The sequence below is a fragment of the Phytopseudomonas flavescens genome, from assembly GCF_900100535.1.
Classification (GTDB): Bacteria; Pseudomonadota; Gammaproteobacteria; order Pseudomonadales; family Pseudomonadaceae; genus Aquipseudomonas; species Aquipseudomonas flavescens.
The window spans coordinates 180904-197661 of sequence record NZ_FNDG01000002.1 but is presented as its reverse complement, the minus strand read 5'-3'; the positions used below and the strand labels follow the sequence as shown (position 1 = coordinate 197661).

The 16758-nt window shown below is 61.5% G+C and carries 14 protein-coding genes and 1 tRNA gene; 6 read left to right on the top strand and 9 right to left on the bottom strand.

Going from position 1 to position 16758, the window contains the following annotated elements:
- Nucleotides 1–94 precede the first annotated feature (94 nt).
- Nucleotides 95–343 (top strand): DUF1654 domain-containing protein, encoded by a 249-nt coding sequence (locus BLR94_RS03005; RefSeq protein WP_084303325.1) that lies wholly within the window; start codon nucleotides 95–97, stop codon nucleotides 341–343.
- A 223-nt stretch (nucleotides 344–566) separates the two neighbouring features.
- The gene (locus BLR94_RS03000; RefSeq protein WP_167359705.1) at nucleotides 567–1769 is read left to right on the top strand and encodes a two-component system sensor histidine kinase NtrB; all 1203 of its coding nucleotides are present in this window, start codon (nucleotides 567–569) and stop codon (nucleotides 1767–1769) included.
- A 153-nt stretch (nucleotides 1770–1922) separates the two neighbouring features.
- On the opposite strand, the gene BLR94_RS02995 is transcribed toward BLR94_RS03000, so the two are convergent.
- Nucleotides 1923–2013: transfer RNA gene (locus tag BLR94_RS02995), tRNA-Ser, on the bottom strand.
- 179 nt (nucleotides 2014–2192) lie between these two features.
- Here BLR94_RS02995 and BLR94_RS02990 point away from each other — a divergent pair.
- Nucleotides 2193–2861, top strand: a complete 669-nt coding sequence (locus BLR94_RS02990; RefSeq protein WP_084303327.1) for a Bax inhibitor-1/YccA family protein — start codon at nucleotides 2193–2195, stop codon at nucleotides 2859–2861.
- Between the two features lie 74 nt (nucleotides 2862–2935).
- Here the strand turns inward: BLR94_RS02990 and BLR94_RS02985 are convergent, their stop codons facing one another.
- From BLR94_RS02985 to BLR94_RS02970, 4 genes are all read right to left on the bottom strand, one after another.
- Nucleotides 2936–3535 carry an START domain-containing protein gene (locus tag BLR94_RS02985; RefSeq protein ID WP_084303328.1) on the bottom strand — a complete coding sequence of 200 codons (600 nt, stop codon included), beginning with the start codon at nucleotides 3533–3535 and terminating at the stop codon, nucleotides 2936–2938.
- A 37-nt stretch (nucleotides 3536–3572) separates the two neighbouring features.
- Nucleotides 3573–3833, bottom strand: coding sequence for a YkgJ family cysteine cluster protein (locus BLR94_RS02980; RefSeq protein ID WP_084303329.1), 261 nt, complete (start codon nucleotides 3831–3833; stop codon nucleotides 3573–3575).
- Nucleotides 3834–3903: 70 nt separating this feature from the next.
- The gene (locus tag BLR94_RS02975; RefSeq protein WP_139207407.1) at nucleotides 3904–5766 is read right to left on the bottom strand and encodes a sensor histidine kinase; all 1863 of its coding nucleotides are present in this window, start codon (nucleotides 5764–5766) and stop codon (nucleotides 3904–3906) included.
- A 44-nt stretch (nucleotides 5767–5810) separates the two neighbouring features.
- Nucleotides 5811–8024, bottom strand: coding sequence for a bifunctional diguanylate cyclase/phosphodiesterase (locus BLR94_RS02970; protein ID WP_084303331.1), 2214 nt, complete (start codon nucleotides 8022–8024; stop codon nucleotides 5811–5813).
- A gap of 191 nt (nucleotides 8025–8215) precedes the next feature.
- On the opposite strand from BLR94_RS02970, the gene BLR94_RS02965 reads away from it, so the two are divergent.
- Together BLR94_RS02965 and ppnP are read left to right on the top strand one after the other, a co-directional pair.
- Nucleotides 8216–8758, top strand: coding sequence for a 3'-5' exonuclease (locus tag BLR94_RS02965; protein ID WP_084303332.1), 543 nt, complete (start codon nucleotides 8216–8218; stop codon nucleotides 8756–8758).
- A gap of 82 nt (nucleotides 8759–8840) precedes the next feature.
- Nucleotides 8841–9122 (top strand): pyrimidine/purine nucleoside phosphorylase, encoded by a 282-nt coding sequence (gene ppnP, locus BLR94_RS02960; protein ID WP_042553669.1) that lies wholly within the window; start codon nucleotides 8841–8843, stop codon nucleotides 9120–9122.
- 146 nt (nucleotides 9123–9268) lie between these two features.
- On the opposite strand, the gene BLR94_RS02955 is transcribed toward ppnP, so the two are convergent.
- Nucleotides 9269–9745 (bottom strand): DUF1289 domain-containing protein, encoded by a 477-nt coding sequence (locus BLR94_RS02955; protein ID WP_084303333.1) that lies wholly within the window; start codon nucleotides 9743–9745, stop codon nucleotides 9269–9271.
- 396 nt (nucleotides 9746–10141) lie between these two features.
- Between BLR94_RS02955 and acnB the strand changes: the two genes are divergently transcribed.
- Nucleotides 10142–12751, top strand: a complete 2610-nt coding sequence (gene acnB / locus BLR94_RS02950) for a bifunctional aconitate hydratase 2/2-methylisocitrate dehydratase (protein ID WP_084303334.1) — start codon at nucleotides 10142–10144, stop codon at nucleotides 12749–12751.
- A gap of 298 nt (nucleotides 12752–13049) precedes the next feature.
- On the opposite strand, the gene BLR94_RS02945 is transcribed toward acnB, so the two are convergent.
- Genes BLR94_RS02945 through BLR94_RS02935 form a run of 3 tightly spaced genes read right to left on the bottom strand, consistent with a single transcriptional unit; the run spans nucleotide 13050 to nucleotide 16751 of the window.
- Complete coding sequence (locus BLR94_RS02945; RefSeq protein ID WP_084303335.1) at nucleotides 13050–14216, bottom strand: HupE/UreJ family protein; 1167 nt, start codon at nucleotides 14214–14216, stop codon at nucleotides 13050–13052.
- On the bottom strand, nucleotides 14213–15448 hold the full coding sequence (locus BLR94_RS02940; RefSeq protein ID WP_167359704.1) for a DUF3500 domain-containing protein: 1236 nt from the start codon (nucleotides 15446–15448) through the stop codon (nucleotides 14213–14215). Before BLR94_RS02940 ends, BLR94_RS02945 begins: the two co-directional genes overlap by 4 nt.
- A gap of 19 nt (nucleotides 15449–15467) precedes the next feature.
- Nucleotides 15468–16751, bottom strand: coding sequence for a carboxylesterase family protein (locus tag BLR94_RS02935; RefSeq protein ID WP_208601328.1), 1284 nt, complete (start codon nucleotides 16749–16751; stop codon nucleotides 15468–15470).
- Between the last annotated feature and the right edge of the window lie 7 nt (nucleotides 16752–16758).

Here is a 16758-nt window from a genome sequence, read left to right as displayed (position 1 = left end):
AGCGCTGGAATAATCGCCGTGAATCAAAGACTGGATGACATCAGCCGGCCTCGCCATTACTGTATATAGATACAGCTAACAAGGCGAATTCTCAATGTTAAAAAACTCCTCATCAGCGGCGGTAACGCCCTCATCCTATGCGCTGCTAGGCGCCCGGGTATCTCGGGCCATCAACTCGCCTGCGGCGCAAAGATCCCGAACCGTCGTCCTGCTTCATGCAGAAGGCGATAATCTCGACGATTGGGCGCGCATTCTGGAGGAAATCGGCGAGAACGATAATGTCACGATCGCCCATCGGGACGACGGTTATCAGCTCTTCTGGACAGTGCCGAAGGACGACTGACCGGTCATTTTGCCTAGAAGCTGCCGCCGCCCCGCGACAAGCGCTATCTTGCACACTCAATGACCATCGCTGGCGCCCCGGCCTCACTGGTGTGAGGTGGACACACTTCAATTCGATGAATAATCCGCCCCTCTCGCACGGGAATGGGAATGGCACTATTCTAGCCCGCGAGCCCCTCCCATCCCAGTAAGAGCCCATGTCAGAAAACTCGCTTAGCATAAGTTTGCTGGTACCTGCCGGTACCTCTCTGGCAAGCAAGCTCAGTCATGAGCTGATCGAACACTTGCCGGTGGGCGTTTATCTCTGTAACTCAGCCGGCATCGTCGTGGCATACAACCGCAAGGCGGCCGATATCTGGGGCGAGGCCCCGAACCTGGGCGAAAGCCAAATCAAGTTCTGCGGTGCGCACAAGCTGCTGACGCCCGAAGGCGTACATATCCCTCACGATCAGACCCCGCTTGCGGACATCCTCGTCACCCAGAAGGCGGTGACCAACTTTCGCACCATCATTGAACGCCGCGATGGCAGCCGCGTGCCCGTGCTCGCCAATATCGTCCCGTTGTTCGACGAGAATGGCATCATGCTGGGCTTCATGAACAGCGTGCAGGATCTTCGCCAGCAAGTCGCCCAGGACCTCAACCAGCAGCACCTGGAGAACGCTCTGTTCCAGTCGCAGAAGATGGAAATGGTCGGCCAGATCACCAGCGGCCTCGCCCACGACTTCAACAACCAATTGGCGAGCATGTCCATGGCACTTTCTTTGATGGAGAAAGATGTCGACACCGCTGGATCTTCCCGCCTCAGCAAGTACTACGATCTTTGCCGGGAAGCGGTCGAACGGGCGACCTCACTGGCCGATAATCTGCTGCGCTTCTCTCGAAAACGTGCCAAGAAACTAGAGCGGATCGACCCCAATCAGGTGCTGCTGGGCATGGCCTCGCTGATCCGCACGGCAGTCGGCAGCAAGGTCGTCCTCGACCTCAGCCTGGCTCCCGACGCACGCTTCCTGAAGGCTAACAAGCAACAACTTGAAAGCGCCATCCTCAATCTGGCCATCAACGCCCGGGATGCCATGCCAGGCGGCGGCACCCTCACCTTCAGTACCCACGACGTCAACCTCGACCGCTCCAACTTCACCCAGCACAACTCCAACTTCCAGCCTGGAAGCTACGTGGTGATCAGTGCGGTCGACAATGGCATCGGCATGACGGCAGAGGTGCTGGACAAGGTTTTCGCGCCCTTTTTCACCACCAAGGAGGATGGCAAGGGCACCGGCCTTGGGCTTTCCATGGTGCGCGGCTTCGTCAATGAAATGAATGGCCAGCTTAGCGTGGAGAGCGAGCCCGGGCACGGCACTTGCTTCCGTCTGCATTTCCCCAGCTATGGAACCGAGCATTCCATGGCGATCGATGGAAGCGAGGAGTGAGCGGCCAGCAAGAAAGCAGTTCTTGACCGACCAGGCCGAGCGCAATCCCTCACGAAGATCTTCACCGGCTCGGTAGCGGTGACAGGCAGGAGCTGCTCCGCACGCTGTGGCCGCTCCGTACAGGGGCACGAAACACACAACGGAGCTGAAAAATGGTGGAGGGCCAGGGATTCGAACCCTGGGAACGCTATTAACGTTCGCCGGTTTTCAAGACCGGTGCATTCAACCGCTCTGCCAACCCTCCAGGTCGACGTGGATGCTTCATCTTGCCGAAACATCCCTTTGCAACCTTGTTGGTTGCGGGCGGCATCTTACCGGAACGTAACACACTGTCAAACACTCTGATTTGGCAGTACCCAAGGCTCTGTTATGATGCCTTCCGACCTTGGTCACGGAACCATTAGCCTTTACAGGAGTGTCGCCATGCGCGAACAAGATTACGCACACAACCCTACGCGGGTTGAACAGACGGCAGTCAGCAGCGTTCTGCGCAACACCTACGGTTTGCTGGCTCTCACCTTGGCATTCAGTGGCATCGTGGCATTCATGGCTCAACGTGCCAACGTGCCCTATCCAAACATTTTCATCGTACTGATCGGCTTCTACGGCCTGTTCTTCCTGACCGCGAAACTGCGTGATTCCGGCTGGGGGCTGCTGTCCGCCTTCGCATTGACCGGTTTCATGGGTTACACGCTGGGCCCGATCCTCAACCGCTACATGGGCATGGCCAACGGCGCTGAAGTGGTCAGTTCGGCGTTCATGATGACGGCAGTGGTGTTCTGTGGTCTGTCTGCCTACGTGCTGACCACACGCAAGGACATGAGCTTCCTGAGTGGCTTCATCACCGCCGGTTTCTTCGTGCTGCTGGGTGCCGTGCTGGCCAGCTTCTTCTTCCAGATCAGCGGCCTGCAACTGGCAATCAGTGCTGGCTTCGTGCTGTTCTCGTCGGCCTGCATCCTGTATCAGACCAGCGCGATCATCCACGGCGGCGAGCGTAACTACATCATGGCGACCATCAGCCTGTATGTGTCGATCTACAACCTGTTCGTCAGCCTGTTGCAGATCTTCGGCATCATGGGCGGCGACGACTGATCGCCCACACCCGTACGAAAAAGACCCGCCAATTGGCGGGTCTTTTTATTTGTGACGCATTTTGCCGGTCAAGGCTACTGCTTGGCCTTTTCGCGCATGCCCTTGAGGGTGTTGAACGGCGCTTCCACGACGAACTTGTTGGAAAGCCACGAAGGTACGCTGCCGCCCGGATCGGAATGCGCCTGGTAAACGACCTCAACCATGCCGTCTGGCTTGGGCGTCATCGTCCAGTAGCCCTCCACCTCGGCCACGCGTACATAACCTTTCTCCTCCGGCTTGTAGTCGGGCACGCCATGCAGCTTGCGGGTTACGCTGCCATCGGCGCCCTGCTCGGTCGTCACCTCGATGATCGAATCACGCGGCGTGACGGGCCACGGGGTATTGAAGCGCGTGTAGGTCCAGCTCTTGTCGCCTTCATGCTTGAGCAGTCGTTGCTCCTGGCACTCGTGGATCCACGCGCATGATGCCTTGACGTCTTCCTGCAGGCCTTTGAGCTTGCTTATATCCGCCTTGATCAGCGTCACACCACGGTAAGCCTTGTAGGGTGAGCCGGCCACTTCGCTGAGGTACACCTTGATGCCCTCTTCGTCCTTGGCCAGGATCCACTCTTCGGCGTGAGCGGCAGACGCGATACATAGGGCAGTGCTTGCTACCAACAATCGGGTCAACGACATTTCATTCTCCGGTGCTGACTTCTTTTCTTGTAGTGCCTCAAACAGCTGTTGCCGTAGCGCCCTCCAGCCAGGCGAGCAGGCGGATGGCTTCTTCGCTGCTATCACCGCAGACTGCGAAATCCGCCGAAAATGCCGAGCAGACATCGGGACGATCCGGGTGACCAAAAATCGTACAGCGGTTGTCCTTCGCCAGGTTCACGCAACGCTGGCCCGCCGGCTTGCCATTCGGCATGCCCGGAATGAAGGAACTGATGGATGGGGAAATGCAGCAGGCGCCACAACCGGGACGGCATTGCATGGGAAAGGAACCTCGAACACACGACACTGAGCCAGGCGACGGCCATTCTAGCGCGCAAGAACACAGACCGTCAGCCCAGATCCAGCCGCAGACTGAAACGTGAGCCCTGGCCCGGTGCACTGTCCACGTCCAGCTGGGCGCCGAGAATGTCCACGGCCAGCTGGTGAGTGATGTGCAGCCCGAGGCCGGTGCCGCCCTGCCCTCTGCGAGTCGTGAAGAACGGGTCGAAGATCCTGGCCTGCAGGTCTTGGCTCATACCGCGACCATCGTCGCTGACCTCGATGACGCACTGTCGCCGGGCTTCATCCACCTGACCGCGCACCGTCACCATGCCTTTAACCCCAGGGTCGAAGGCATGCACAAGGGCGTTGTCGATCAGATTCTGCAGGATCTGCCCGAGGGGCCCCGGATAGCTGTCCAGTATCAGCCCTGGAGAGACGTCGACCTGGATCCGGTGCGGGCTTTGCCGCAGCTTGGGCTGCAACAGCAGAACGACCTCATCGACCAGCTCACGCAAATCGAAGTGTCGTCGTTCGGTACTGGCGCGATCGCTGGCCAGTTGCTTGAACGCCCGGGTCAGTTGTGACATTCGCTCCAGGCTGGTGAGGATGATCCCAAGGCCGTCATCGGTACGCTGTACGAAACGGTCCAGCGCGGCGCGCTTCAACCCCTCTCGCATACCAGCCTGAAAGTCCTGGCTGGCTTTTTCCAGTGTCGATGCCGCTACACTGGCCGCACCAATGGGCGTGTTCAGCTCATGAGCGACGCCGGCCACCATGGTACCCAGCGACGACAGCTTTTCCGCCTGTAACAGCGCACGCCGGGTTCGCTGCAGTTGGTCGATGGTGCGCTGCAATTGTTCGTTGCTGAACGCCAGGGCCTGGCTGCTGACATGCAGACCATGCTCGGCACGCAGGCGCTCCGCCTCGTCGATGGCCCGCCGCACACTGATCAGTAGCCCCAGGCCTTGCAATATGCCGAAGAACAACAGAACCCGCCACAGCACCTCCCAGCGCAGCGCATCGAGGTGCTTGGCAGCCAGGTGTGACAACAACAGCCAATGATCAGCGGCATTGCTGGAGGCTTTATTACCGTCGCCAGGATGAAAGTGATTGTATGTCCAGAAGCCGGCCGAATCGATGAACGAGCCGCGCTGGTCCTGCTGCAGCTTCTGCCAACTCGTCGGCTGGCTGCTGGACAGCGTCAGTTCGGGCTTGCCGAGCAGAAAGCCCCAGGCCTGCTCGGGGCGTTCGCCCAACATCCAGTAGCCTTCGTGGTCGAGCAGTTGCAGGGAGCCGCCGTATGCCTCCGAAGTCTCCTGCAGGCGACCGAGCAGACGCGCGGCACGGTAGTCGAGAATCAGGACGCCGCGCCGCTCGCCCCGCTCACTGAATACCGGTACCGCAGCCCGGAGAACCGGAACCAGCGCGGCAATCGAACCATCCGCTCGGTACTGACGATCCAGATCGAAGCGCGACAGGTAGGATTCACCACGATACAAGCGCATGGTTTCCACGAAATAATAGGCAGCGGAGTCGTTCTGCAGGTTGACCGTCTCGACGGGCAGCGCAGTACCGGACACGGCATCCACGCGAACGCGCTCCATGCCGGTTTCGTCAAGCCAGCGTATGCGCTGATAGACACCACGGCTGTTGGAAAACTCGATGAACAGCTCCCCCAACGCAGCGTAGCTGTCATCAGACGGGGACTTGAGCGCCCGCCTCAGCAACGGCTGCTGGCTCAGGAATTGCAGATCCCCACCAAGGCTGGCGAGGTGCCGCTCGAGAACCGCCACCCCCTCTGCCAGGCTATCGTTTTGCGCCTCCAACAAGGGTTCAAGCCGATCATCGAGCATGCGCTCATAGAGCAGCACGCTGAGAACGATGATCAGCAACGACCAGGGCAGAAACAACACCAGCAGATTACGTGGCAAGGGCCGGGACAGCACCCTGTGCAAACCTGCCGCGCGACGGCGGATCACCGGTAGGCACGCTCGCCAAGCCAGCCGAGCAGGCGATCCAGCGGCATGGGCCTGGCGAACAGGTAGCCCTGCGCTTCCAGGCAGTCATGCTGGATGAGCCAGTCAACCTGCTCCTGATTTTCCACGCCTTCGGCAATCACCGACATGCCGACACGCCGGGCAATCTGGATAATGGCCTCGGCGATCGACTGGCCATTGTCCTGCGCGCGAAGTTCTTCCACGAAGCTGCGGTCGATCTTCAGGCGATCGGCCGGCAGCTTCCGCAGGTAGCTGAGCGACGAAAAACCGGTACCGAAGTCATCGATGGCGACCTTCACCCCCATCTGCCGCAAGGCCAGCAATTGCTCACAGACCTGGTCGAACGAACGCATGGCCATCGATTCGGTAATTTCCAGCTCGACCTGATTGGCCCGCACGCCAGCCGATTCCAGATGCAGGGTGAACCGCTCGATGAAGTCACGTTGCAGCAACTGCGTCGCCGAGACGTTGATGGCGACCCGAATATCGCCATGACCGGCTTCGTCCAGACGCCTGGCAGCTTGCAGGGCGAGGCGCATGAGCAGATCTCCCAGCGGCAGGATGTAGCCGGTGGCTTCCGCCAGGGGAATGAACTGCAATGGAGGGATCGCTTTGCCGTCGGTCTGGTACCAGCGCGCCAGCGCCTCGACGCCGGTGACGACACCACTGCGCATGTCCAGCTGAGGCTGCAGTTCGATACTGATCAGGTCACTGGCCACTGCGTCACGCAATGCCAGCAAAAGGCGAAAGGATTCGGCATGGGCGCTCTGCAAACGGCGATCATGCACCACATGCTGATCATGCCCCAACTGCTTGGCCTGCTTGAGGGTCAGCCTGGCGTCCTGCAAGGCGACGCTGGCGGTGTCGTCGAAATCGCGCAGGTACAGGGTCACGCTGCTCAGACTGTGCACCTGACCGAGCTCATACGGGCGGTTGGGGCGGCGAAAGAGCGCCACGATATCCTCGGCACGCACCTGATCCTCCGGACCGAGGATGGCGAACAGGTCATCACGCACACGGGCGACCAACACGTTACCGTCGAAGGTTTCACGCAATCGATTGGCCACCAGGCCGAGGATGAAATCGCCATAACCGGTACCGAATGCGGTATTGGCACCGGAAAAGTTGTCGATATCGATCAGCACCAGCACACGCTCGTCCTTGTTCGAGCTACTCAGCGCCATGTCGAGCATGCGGATCAGGGCGTTGCGGTTGGGGATTCTCAGTAGATCGTCCTGGTAGGCCATTTCTTCCAGACGACTGAACAATGCCACGTTGTACAAGCCACGACTGATACTGGCACTGAACACCTCGAGCAGCTCCAGTTCGGTGTCGTCCAGGGTACGCTCGGTGGCGACGTAGCAGGCGTAGTCGGCACCGGCCTGAAAACAGGGAAAGAACAGAACGGTACAATCGTCGAAACGCAGGGTGCTCTGCTTCTGCAGGCTGCAGCGCAGGGCGCTGGCCACGGCATCGTCGTGCAGGCCATCGAGGTCGCCATCGATCGAGCCGTAGAAGCGGCCACTGGCGCTGATCACATGGGCGTTGGGCAGGCTACCAGGGCTGGGCTCCTGGGCCTTGACGCAGACGATACCCTCGGCGTGCAGATCAAGAAGCGAAGCGATCTCGGAGAGGATCTTGGCCGACAGCTCGCGGGTGTTCTTCGAGCAGAACAGCGCATTGCTGGATTCGACGATCATCTGCAGGCCGCGACGGGCCCGGGCAGTGGCCTTGAGCTGGGAGTAGCTGCGCAACCCAGCGGTCAGCACCGTGCGCAGGCGCTCGGAATTCAGTTCGCTCTTGGACCAGTAGTCGTTGATGTCGTAGTCGCGCATCACTTCGTCTACCGGAGCCATGCCCGGCTCGCCGGTCAGCAGCACGATGCGGATCTCGGCATTGCCGATCACCTCACGCAGGGTCTTGACCAGGCGCAGGCCGGCGTCCTCGGTTTCCATCACCACATCGAGGAGAATCAGGGCGATATCGCGCTGCTCGGCAAGCAGCATCGCGGCCTCACGATTGCTGAAAGCCTGCTGAATCTCGATACGCCGCCCGAGTATCTCCATGCCGTTCATGGCGAACGCCGTAGCGCGCTGGAAACCTACATCATCATCCACGGTGAGGATATGCCAGACCTGCTGCTGTGCGCCGCCATCAGGCTCATCATCGAAGAACACGACCGGGTCATCCATGAATCACGCTCACCTATCGACAAAAGGAAGAAGAACATTGCCTTCCGTGCGGCCAAGTATAGCCAGCCTTGGGAAGAGACAAGACCCATGATGGCATTTCGCAAATGGCACGAATCACGCCATTCGTCGGTCAGACTCTGCAGCGCTTATGACCGAGTGCGAAGCACCGGGTATCCGGACAAGGAGAAGCTATGGGGTACTGGCTGGTCATCGACCTGGAAGCCACCACCGAAGAAGGTGGCTGGCCCATCGAACACATGGAGATCATCGAGATCGGCGCCTGCCTGGTGAATGCCGCCGGTCATGAGATCGACCACTTCCAACGTTTCGTTCGTCCCTTGCGTCGTCCCAACCTTACTCGCTTTTGTCGGGAGCTGACGCATATCGGCCAGGCGGACGTCGACTGCGCTGCGACACTGCCGATCCTCTGGCCACAATTCGAACGCTGGCTGGCGCCCCATCGTCCACGCTTGCAAGGCTGGTGCAGCTGGGGTGATTACGACCACCGGCAGTTGCAGCAGGACTGGCAAAGCAACGGCCTGACCAGCCATTTGCAGACATTGCCTCACCTGAACCTCAAGCGACGCTTCGCCGAGGAGCGCCACCTGGCTCGCCCGGTTGGGCTCCATGCGGCCTTGCAGCTTGCCGGTATCAGCTTCAGCGGCCAACAGCACCGCGCCCTCACCGATGCACGCAACACCGCCCGCTTGCTGCCACTGGTAATGGCCGGCTGAAGGCCCATGGGCATAGGTGACGACGGCAAATGCCTTGTGCATACTTGCCGGCCATTCAATTCTGCCGTTAACGAGGATGCACATGTTCAAGGTCAACGAATATTTCGACGGCACCGTCAAATCCATCGCGTTCGGCATGGCAGAAGGCCCGGCCACCATCGGCGTGATGGCCGCGGGCGATTACGAGTTCGGCACCAGCCAGCTGGAAGTCATGCACGTGATCGCTGGCGCACTGACCGTGAAACTGCCTGGTAGCGACAACTGGGAAACCTTCACGGCTGGCAGCCGCTTTACCGTACCGGCCAACAGCAAGTTCCAGTTGAAGGTCGAGCAGGATACCGCCTACCTGTGCGAGTACCGCTGACAGGCCGCCTGCAGTGATCGAAAGCCCGGCCCGTGCCGGGCTTTTACGTACGGGGCCATCAATGTCGCGGGCAGTTCATGATGCAGGCTCGCCCGGGCCGGGGCCTGTGGCCGAGCGCAGCGACTCCGAGGGCAGCGACAACCGAACTAGACCCGTAGCTCCATGCCTTCCTTGAGGAAGCGCGGCGCGATGTAGCGCTCGAAGTGCGCTTCGGACAGCAGGAAGAACTCGCGGTCGATGGCGTCACGCAGGTCAGGCAGTTGCCAGTCACGAAACTCCGGCAGCAGGGAAATACCGTAGGCGTCCACCTGGGTGATCACCCGGGCGCCACGGGCCAGCAACTGGTAGGCCCAGCAATAGGCGGATTGATGTGGAACGAAGCGGATCTTTCGCTGCTCCAGCTGTTTGAGCAGAAGCGCCTCGTCGAAAACTTCCAGCTTGGCGGTCATCACCTGCACCAGCAGCATCTCCAGACGCAGCCACACCGCCTGTTTTTCCTCGTCGCTGTAGCCGTTCCAGTTGATCACCTCGTGGTGGAAGCGCTTGCAGCCGCGACACACGGAATCCCCGAATACCGTGGAGCAAAGGCCTACGCAGGGCGTCTTGATACGTTGATTGGACATGCGTTGCATCGATACACAGGACTATAGAGGGTGCATCTTAGCCCTTTGTCTAGTACGGATCACCCCAGAGGGTGATGGGTCTTTCGCTTAACTTTGCTCCAGTTTTCCGCTAGAATCAGCGCGCCTTGCGAAAGGCGCCAATGTCCGTTGGAAGCTGTTTTCAAAGCGTCACGAGCACAGTCGATCCTGCAGGTACGATGTTGGCATGGTCATCCCTCGACCATGCCAACCCCTCATCAAACCCGTCCTGCCGGCGTAAAACTTTGAAAGCAGCTTCCGGATGGAAGCGTTGAAACCATCGCACGCGGCCCATGAGGCTGCGCTGCGGATGTGTTTAACGTGTTCCTGCATGCGTTCCGGACTCCCTATTTGGGATCACTGATGAGGGTAATAACTGTGCTTGAAGCCTACCGCAAACACGTAGCAGAGCGTGCCGCCCAGGGTATCGTGCCCCAGCCGCTAAACGCCGAACAAACCGCTGGTCTCGTCGACCTGCTGAAGAACCCGCCGGCCGGCGAAGAAGAATTCCTCCTCGACCTGATCACCAACCGCGTGCCGCCAGGCGTCGACGAAGCGGCCTATGTAAAAGCCGGTTTCCTCTCCGCCATCGCCAAAGGCGAAGCCACCTCCCCTCTGCTCGACAAGAAGCGCGCGACCGAACTGCTCGGCACCATGCAGGGTGGCTACAACATCGCGACACTGGTCGAGTTGCTGGATGACGCCGACCTGGGCGCCATCGCCGCCGAACAGCTGAAGCACACCCTGCTGATGTTCGACGCCTTCCACGACGTTGCCGAGAAAGCCAAAGCGGGCAATGCTCACGCTCAGGGCGTGCTGCAATCCTGGGCCGATGGTGAGTGGTTCAAGAAGCGCCCTACCCTGGCCGAGAAGATCAGCCTGCGCGTTTTCAAGGTAACCGGCGAAACCAACACCGACGACCTGTCGCCCGCTCCCGATGCCTGGTCGCGCCCGGATATCCCGCTGCACGCCCTGGCCATGCTGAAAATGGCCCGCGAAGGCATCGTGCCTGACGAGCAAGGCGCCATCGGCCCGATGAAGCAGATCGCTCAGATGTACGGCGACGGCTTCCCGGTTGCCTACGTCGGTGACGTGGTCGGTACCGGTTCCTCGCGTAAATCCGCCACCAACTCGGTGCTGTGGTTCTTCGGCGACGACATTCCGTACGTGCCTAACAAGCGTGCCGGTGGCTTCTGCTTCGGCACCAAGATCGCTCCGATCTTCTACAACACCATGGAAGATGCTGGCGCCCTGCCAATCGAGTTCGACGTGTCGAACATCAACATGGGCGACGTGATCGACCTGTACCCGCACCAGGGCAAGGTTTGCAAGCACGACAGCGACGAAGTGATCACCACGTTCGAACTGAAGACTCCGGTTCTGCTGGACGAAGTTCGCGCTGGTGGCCGTATCCCGTTGATCGTGGGTCGCGGCCTGACCGACAAGGCTCGCGCCGAACTGGGCCTGGGCCCAACCGACCTGTTCAAGCTGCCGGAAGCGCCGGTCGACACGGGCAAGGGCTACACCCTGGCACAGAAGATGGTCGGCAAGGCATGCGGCCTGCCGGAAGGCAAAGGCGTACGCCCTGGCACCTACTGCGAACCGAAGATGACCACCGTCGGTTCCCAGGACACTACGGGCCCGATGACCCGCGACGAGCTGAAAGACCTGGCGTGCCTGGGCTTCTCCGCTGACCTGGTGATGCAGTCCTTCTGCCACACCGCGGCCTATCCGAAGCCGATCGACGTCACCACCCACCACACCCTGCCGGATTTCATCCGCACCCGTGGCGGCGTGTCGCTGCGCCCTGGCGACGGCATCATTCACAGCTGGCTGAACCGCATGCTGCTGCCGGATACCGTCGGTACCGGTGGTGACTCGCACACCCGCTTCCCGATCGGCATCTCCTTCCCGGCCGGTTCCGGCCTGGTCGCCTTCGCCGCTGCCACCGGTGTCATGCCGCTGGACATGCCGGAGTCGGTTCTGGTGCGTTTCAAGGGCAAGCTGAACCCAGGCATCACCCTGCGTGACCTGGTGCATGCCATCCCTTACTACGGCATCCAGAAAGGTCTGCTGACCGTCGAGAAGAAAGGCAAGATCAATGCCTTCTCCGGCCGCATCCTGGAAATCGAAGGCCTGGACGAGCTGACCGTCGAACAGGCATTCGAGCTGTCCGACGCCTCCGCCGAGCGTTCCGCTGCAGGTTGCACCATCAAGCTGCCGGAAAAAGCCATTGCCGAGTACCTGAAGTCGAACATCACCCTGCTGCGCTGGATGATCAGCGAAGGCTACGGCGATGCGCGCACCATGGAGCGTCGCGCTCAAGCGATGGAAGCCTGGCTGGCCAAGCCGGACCTGCTGTCTGCCGACAGCGATGCCGAATACGCCGAGATCATCGAGATCGACCTGGCCGACATCAAGGAGCCGGTTCTCTGCGCGCCTAACGACCCGGACGACGCGCGCCTGCTGTCCAGCGTTCAGGGCCAGAAGATCGACGAAGTGTTCATCGGTTCGTGCATGACCAACATCGGTCACTTCCGTGCTGCCGGTAAACTGCTGGACAAGGTCAAAGGGCAGCTGCCAACCCGTCTGTGGCTGTCCCCGCCGACCAAGATGGACGCTCACCAACTGACCGAGGAAGGCTACTACGGCATCTACGGCAAGGCTGGCGCACGCATGGAAATGCCGGGCTGCTCGCTGTGCATGGGTAACCAGGCACGTGTGGAGCCGAACTCGACCGTGGTGTCGACTTCGACCCGTAACTTCCCGAACCGTCTGGGCGATGGTGCCAACGTGTTCCTGGCCTCCGCCGAACTGGCTGCCGTTGCTTCGATCCTGGGCAAGCTGCCAACCGTCGAGGAGTACATGGAGTACGCGGCGAATATCGACAGCATGGCTGCCGATATCTATCGCTACCTGAGCTTCGACCAGATCGCCGAGTTCCGCGAAGCTGCGGCCAGCGCGAACATCCCGGTCGTGCAAGCCTGATGCATCATCGGTAATGAATGAAGGAGCCCCGCTTTATGCGGGGCTTTTTTATGGTGCATCAGACAGAGGCGCACTCATTGCAGTCGCCTGGATTTGAATCGAATATTGCGTGGTTCGACAGCCAGGGATTGGTACATCTCTCACAACCTCAACCTCCCGAACCGCCGGGTTGCGCCCCCATGTGGGGAACACCCTATGGCGGCCGCCCCTTATGCCGAATTCATGTGTCGTCTTCTCCGGCTTTTTGTACGCCAGGAGGATACCGACAAGGCGTCGACGCTGATCGCATGGTGCCCGCTCACGCATTCCCAGCGAGGGCCGCGCTGAGGTAATACAGGCCGGCCAGCGCAACGCCACCCGACCCGAAGCGCCGCAGTGCCGTCGAAAGGCGTGTTTGCCTGGCATTTCCCAGGGACTGGCTATGCGTCACCTTGAGAAGGACGAACAACGGCAGCAACAGCAACTGATGACCGAGTTCGACGCCGAGGCTGAAGCCCAGCAGTGCATACAAGATAGTCTCCTTGGGCATCTGCTGCATAAGGTCGAGCAGGCCGCCGGCGAAACCCAGGCCGTGGAACAAGCCGAAGCAGAAGGCCACGGCCAGCCGGGCACGCCCATGTGTCGAGGCCGGCCAGAAGAGGTTCTGCAGCGCTACGACGACGATGCTGGTGGCGATCAGCGGTTCCACCACCATGGCAGGCAGGTGTACCCAGCCCAGCGCGGCCAGCGTCAAGGTGATCGAATGCGCGAGCGTAAAGGCCGTGACCACCTTCAGCAGTTTCCAGAACGTCGCTGCCGCAAGTGCCAGGGCGGTGGCGAACAACAGGTGGTCGTAGCCGGTGAGGATGTGGTGGACGCCGTGCCAGAAGAAGGTGCCGATCACCGGCTGGCGCTGTTCCATGCCCGCCTCCAATACGGAAGCGCCGCCGACCGTGAAATCCAGCCGGTAGCTGGACTGGTCGGAACTGCGCTGTTGGCCACGGATGTGGACAGCCGGATCGCTCGGCATCAGGGCGTTCACCAGATAGACGACTCTGGCGCTCGGGTGGCGCTGCTCCAGCGTGAGCCGGTAATCGCCATCACTGGATGACAGCTCGGCACGGAGCGCGAACGCGATGTCGCCCAGGCCCCAGCGTATGGCCTCGACCGGCGCATAGGCCGAAGATACCAGTCGCAGTGACAATGGGTGGCCATCAATGTCGAGCGCAAGCTCCCCGGCCACCTGCTCCGCATAGGCCCGCTGCTCGACTTCGGAGAGGACGCCATCGCCGTCCGTGTCGATATCGGCAAGTATCGCACCTGCCACCTCCACGCCTGGCGTCAGACGCAGTTGCAGGACAACGTGATCTCTTTCGACGCTCACCATTGTGGCGTGCAGGTATTCGTCCAGCCGGTGCGCCGGCGCGGACGCGCTCCAGCAGGCGCACAGGAGGAAGGCGAGCAGCGCCCGCCAGGCTTTCGTCATGGCTGGGTGAGTTGCTGGCCGTAGTCGTTGGTGGGATCGCGATAGACCGTGTGGACGTGCATCGTCGGGTCGCCGCCCACGCCCTGGGGCGAGAATTCGATGACCAGCTTCGGCCCCTGGATGCGGTAGTAGGCGCTGCCGTTCCTGCCCGGCTCATGAGTGGTCGGGCCGCTCCAGGCGAACCAGGTGTCGTCCAGCCCGGCGCGGATCTCGGCCATGCGCGGCGCGGCATAGGCGTCGCCCACGATGCCGGCCCATTCGCCGATCAGGTCGAGCAGCAGCGCGCGCTGGCGCTCGTCCATGGCCGATGCCTTCAGGCCCTCGGGCACGATGGTCTCTGCGCTGCTCCCCGGCCCGAGCACCAGATCGCCCACGCGGTAGTCGAGAATGGCCTGCTGACGCTGCGGGTCGTCCAGCGCCCCTAGCAGCGCGAACGCCTTGTCGTTTTCCCCGGCGAGCACGCGGACGGTTCTGCCGCCCACCGTATAGACGGACGGCTGGGCGCCGGTGAGGGTCGGCGTGAGCACGCCGCGTGCACCGACGATCACCACGTTGAGGCCGAGGTGGTGGCCACCGAACTGCACCATCCACGGCGCGCTGGCGCTTGGCGTGCCGAAGATGCCGAGGGTGTAGTACGCCGTGCCGGAGGCGTAGTTGGTGCCGCCTTCGGACAGGGCCTGGTCGGAGCCCATGATGTCCAGCACCTTCTGGTAGCCCTGGGGACTGAGCAGCGTTTGCAGCAGGTGCAGCGCCGCCGCGCGCTGGGCGTCGTTCAGGTTGCCGAGCTGCAGGCCGGGGCGTGGCACGTCGCTGACCGGATAGTTGGACCAGACGGCCGCGCCATACTGCTCGCCGACAAAGCCGCCGGCCGGCCCCATGCCGGAACCACCGCCGCCTGCCCCGCCCTCAGGCCGCTGGCCAGGAGGACGCCCCGCTTCTCCTGCACGAGAACCCTGACCACCATTATCCGATTCGTCCGGCTGCGGCCCGCTGCGAGCGAATGTCGCGGTGGTCGCGCTCTTTTGCGGCGTGAAAGGGAATTGCACCTTCGCGCGCTGCTCGGCATCGAGTGCGCTCAGGAAGGCGGCCGTTGCGGTCACCACGGCCTGCGTTTGCTCTTGTGCCATGATCGGCACCACGACGCCAGTGGAAGAGTCGGCCGCCCAGCCCTCGCTGCCGAGGGCCGCACCGGCCAGCATCAGGGCCGATACGATGCATGTCAGTTTGCCCATTCTCGATGCTCCCCTTGAATTACTTGTGCTGCCGGAAGATCCATTCACGGATGGGCTCGATGCTGTAGGCGATACGCCAGGTATTACGGTGCCCGCTTGCACCTGCGGCCGACTGCCCCGGGGGAATGACGGTGCCCTTGGCGAAGGTCACGTAGTTGATCGGGCTTCCCTCGGCGTCAATCTTCTCGAAGGCGGCGCGATATTGATTGGCCGACCAGGTGCCGTCCCAGGTGGCGCGACTGATCCTGGCGCCCTCGTTCTCTAGAACTTCGACGATAGCATTCTGTCCGGGATAGGCCTTGTCGTCGTCCTGCGACACAAGGATCCACAGCTTCTGCCGGGCCAGCGGCTTCACCAGCGCCGGATCCCATTGGCCGGCGACCAGGAAGGACGCGGCAAAAAAATCCGGGTACTTGATATCCATCGCGATCGACATCATGCAGCCGCCCGACTGGCCGGTGGTATAGAGGCGCTTGCGGTCGATGCTGTACTGATCCGCCAGCGCCTCGATCAGGTCGATGGTGGTGTCGAGCATGCTGCTGGTCTGCGAGTCGTCGTCGGCGATGATCTCGGCGAACTGCGGCGCCAGCACGAAGCACGGGCGCCTGGCCTGATCCTCAGGGCTGGCCCAGGCGATCGCGCCCAGGCCCTGAAACAGAGTCGTCCGCGTCACGTCGCTGGTCGCGCCGGCATCGTGCATGAACAGCACCAGTGGATAGGACTTCGCATCGTCGTAGCCCTTCGGCACGAACAGGTTGTAGCGTAGAGTCTTGCCCGTGTTCGAGTCGTGGAACTCCAGTTGCCGGAAATCGTCGACGACCAGGTTGCGAGCGGCCGTCGTCGCCAACGTGCCTGCACCGGGCGCCACGACCGTGGTCTGGGCGGTCTTGTAGACCGTGTCGTAAGTCGGGATGTCACCCGCGCCGCCGGGGCCGCGCCGGTTCTGGCCATCGGTTTGCCCGCCAGCCTGGCCGTCTTGCGATTGCAGCGTTTCGGCCAGGAGCGCATGGGTGTCCTCGGACGACAGGGTGACGATGACGAAACGGCCAGTATCCGTCCGGCTCGCCGGGTCAGTGGATGTGCTGGCGAAAACGCCAGTGACCGTGCGACCTTCGACCCGGAAGTCGGAGGCAGACAGATCCGCAGTCTTGACCGGTTTGGCGTACTCCACCGCAACAGCGGTCAGGCGAACGCCATCGCCGAACACCTGAGTGATGGCGGTGGCGCTCCTGGCCTGTCCCGCGTCTTGTTTCGCCAGGGCCGGCGCACCGATCGCCAACAGCGCTCCTGCGCTGGCGCCCATGATCAGA

What these genes read in the sequence shown, in the direction of transcription:
- BLR94_RS02985 (WP_084303328.1), bottom strand. Translation starts at nt 3,535, where the DNA reads ATGTCGTTGACCCGATTGTTGGTAGCAAGCACTGCCCTATGTATCGCG.
- ppnP (WP_042553669.1), top strand. Translation starts at nt 8,841, where the DNA reads ATGTTCAAGGTCAACGAATATTTCGACGGCACCGTCAAATCCATCGCG.
- BLR94_RS02965 (WP_084303332.1), top strand. Translation starts at nt 8,216, where the DNA reads ATGGGGTACTGGCTGGTCATCGACCTGGAAGCCACCACCGAAGAAGGT.
- BLR94_RS02940 (WP_167359704.1), bottom strand. Translation starts at nt 15,448, where the DNA reads ATGGGCAAACTGACATGCATCGTATCGGCCCTGATGCTGGCCGGTGCG.
- BLR94_RS03005 (WP_084303325.1), top strand. Translation starts at nt 95, where the DNA reads ATGTTAAAAAACTCCTCATCAGCGGCGGTAACGCCCTCATCCTATGCG.
- BLR94_RS02980 (WP_084303329.1), bottom strand. Translation starts at nt 3,833, where the DNA reads ATGCAATGCCGTCCCGGTTGTGGCGCCTGCTGCATTTCCCCATCCATC.
- BLR94_RS02945 (WP_084303335.1), bottom strand. Translation starts at nt 14,216, where the DNA reads ATGACGAAAGCCTGGCGGGCGCTGCTCGCCTTCCTCCTGTGCGCCTGC.
- BLR94_RS02955 (WP_084303333.1), bottom strand. Translation starts at nt 9,745, where the DNA reads ATGTCCAATCAACGTATCAAGACGCCCTGCGTAGGCCTTTGCTCCACG.
- BLR94_RS02970 (WP_084303331.1), bottom strand. Translation starts at nt 8,024, where the DNA reads ATGGATGACCCGGTCGTGTTCTTCGATGATGAGCCTGATGGCGGCGCA.
- BLR94_RS02935 (WP_208601328.1), bottom strand. Translation starts at nt 16,751, where the DNA reads ATGGGCGCCAGCGCAGGAGCGCTGTTGGCGATCGGTGCGCCGGCCCTG.
- BLR94_RS02990 (WP_084303327.1), top strand. Translation starts at nt 2,193, where the DNA reads ATGCGCGAACAAGATTACGCACACAACCCTACGCGGGTTGAACAGACG.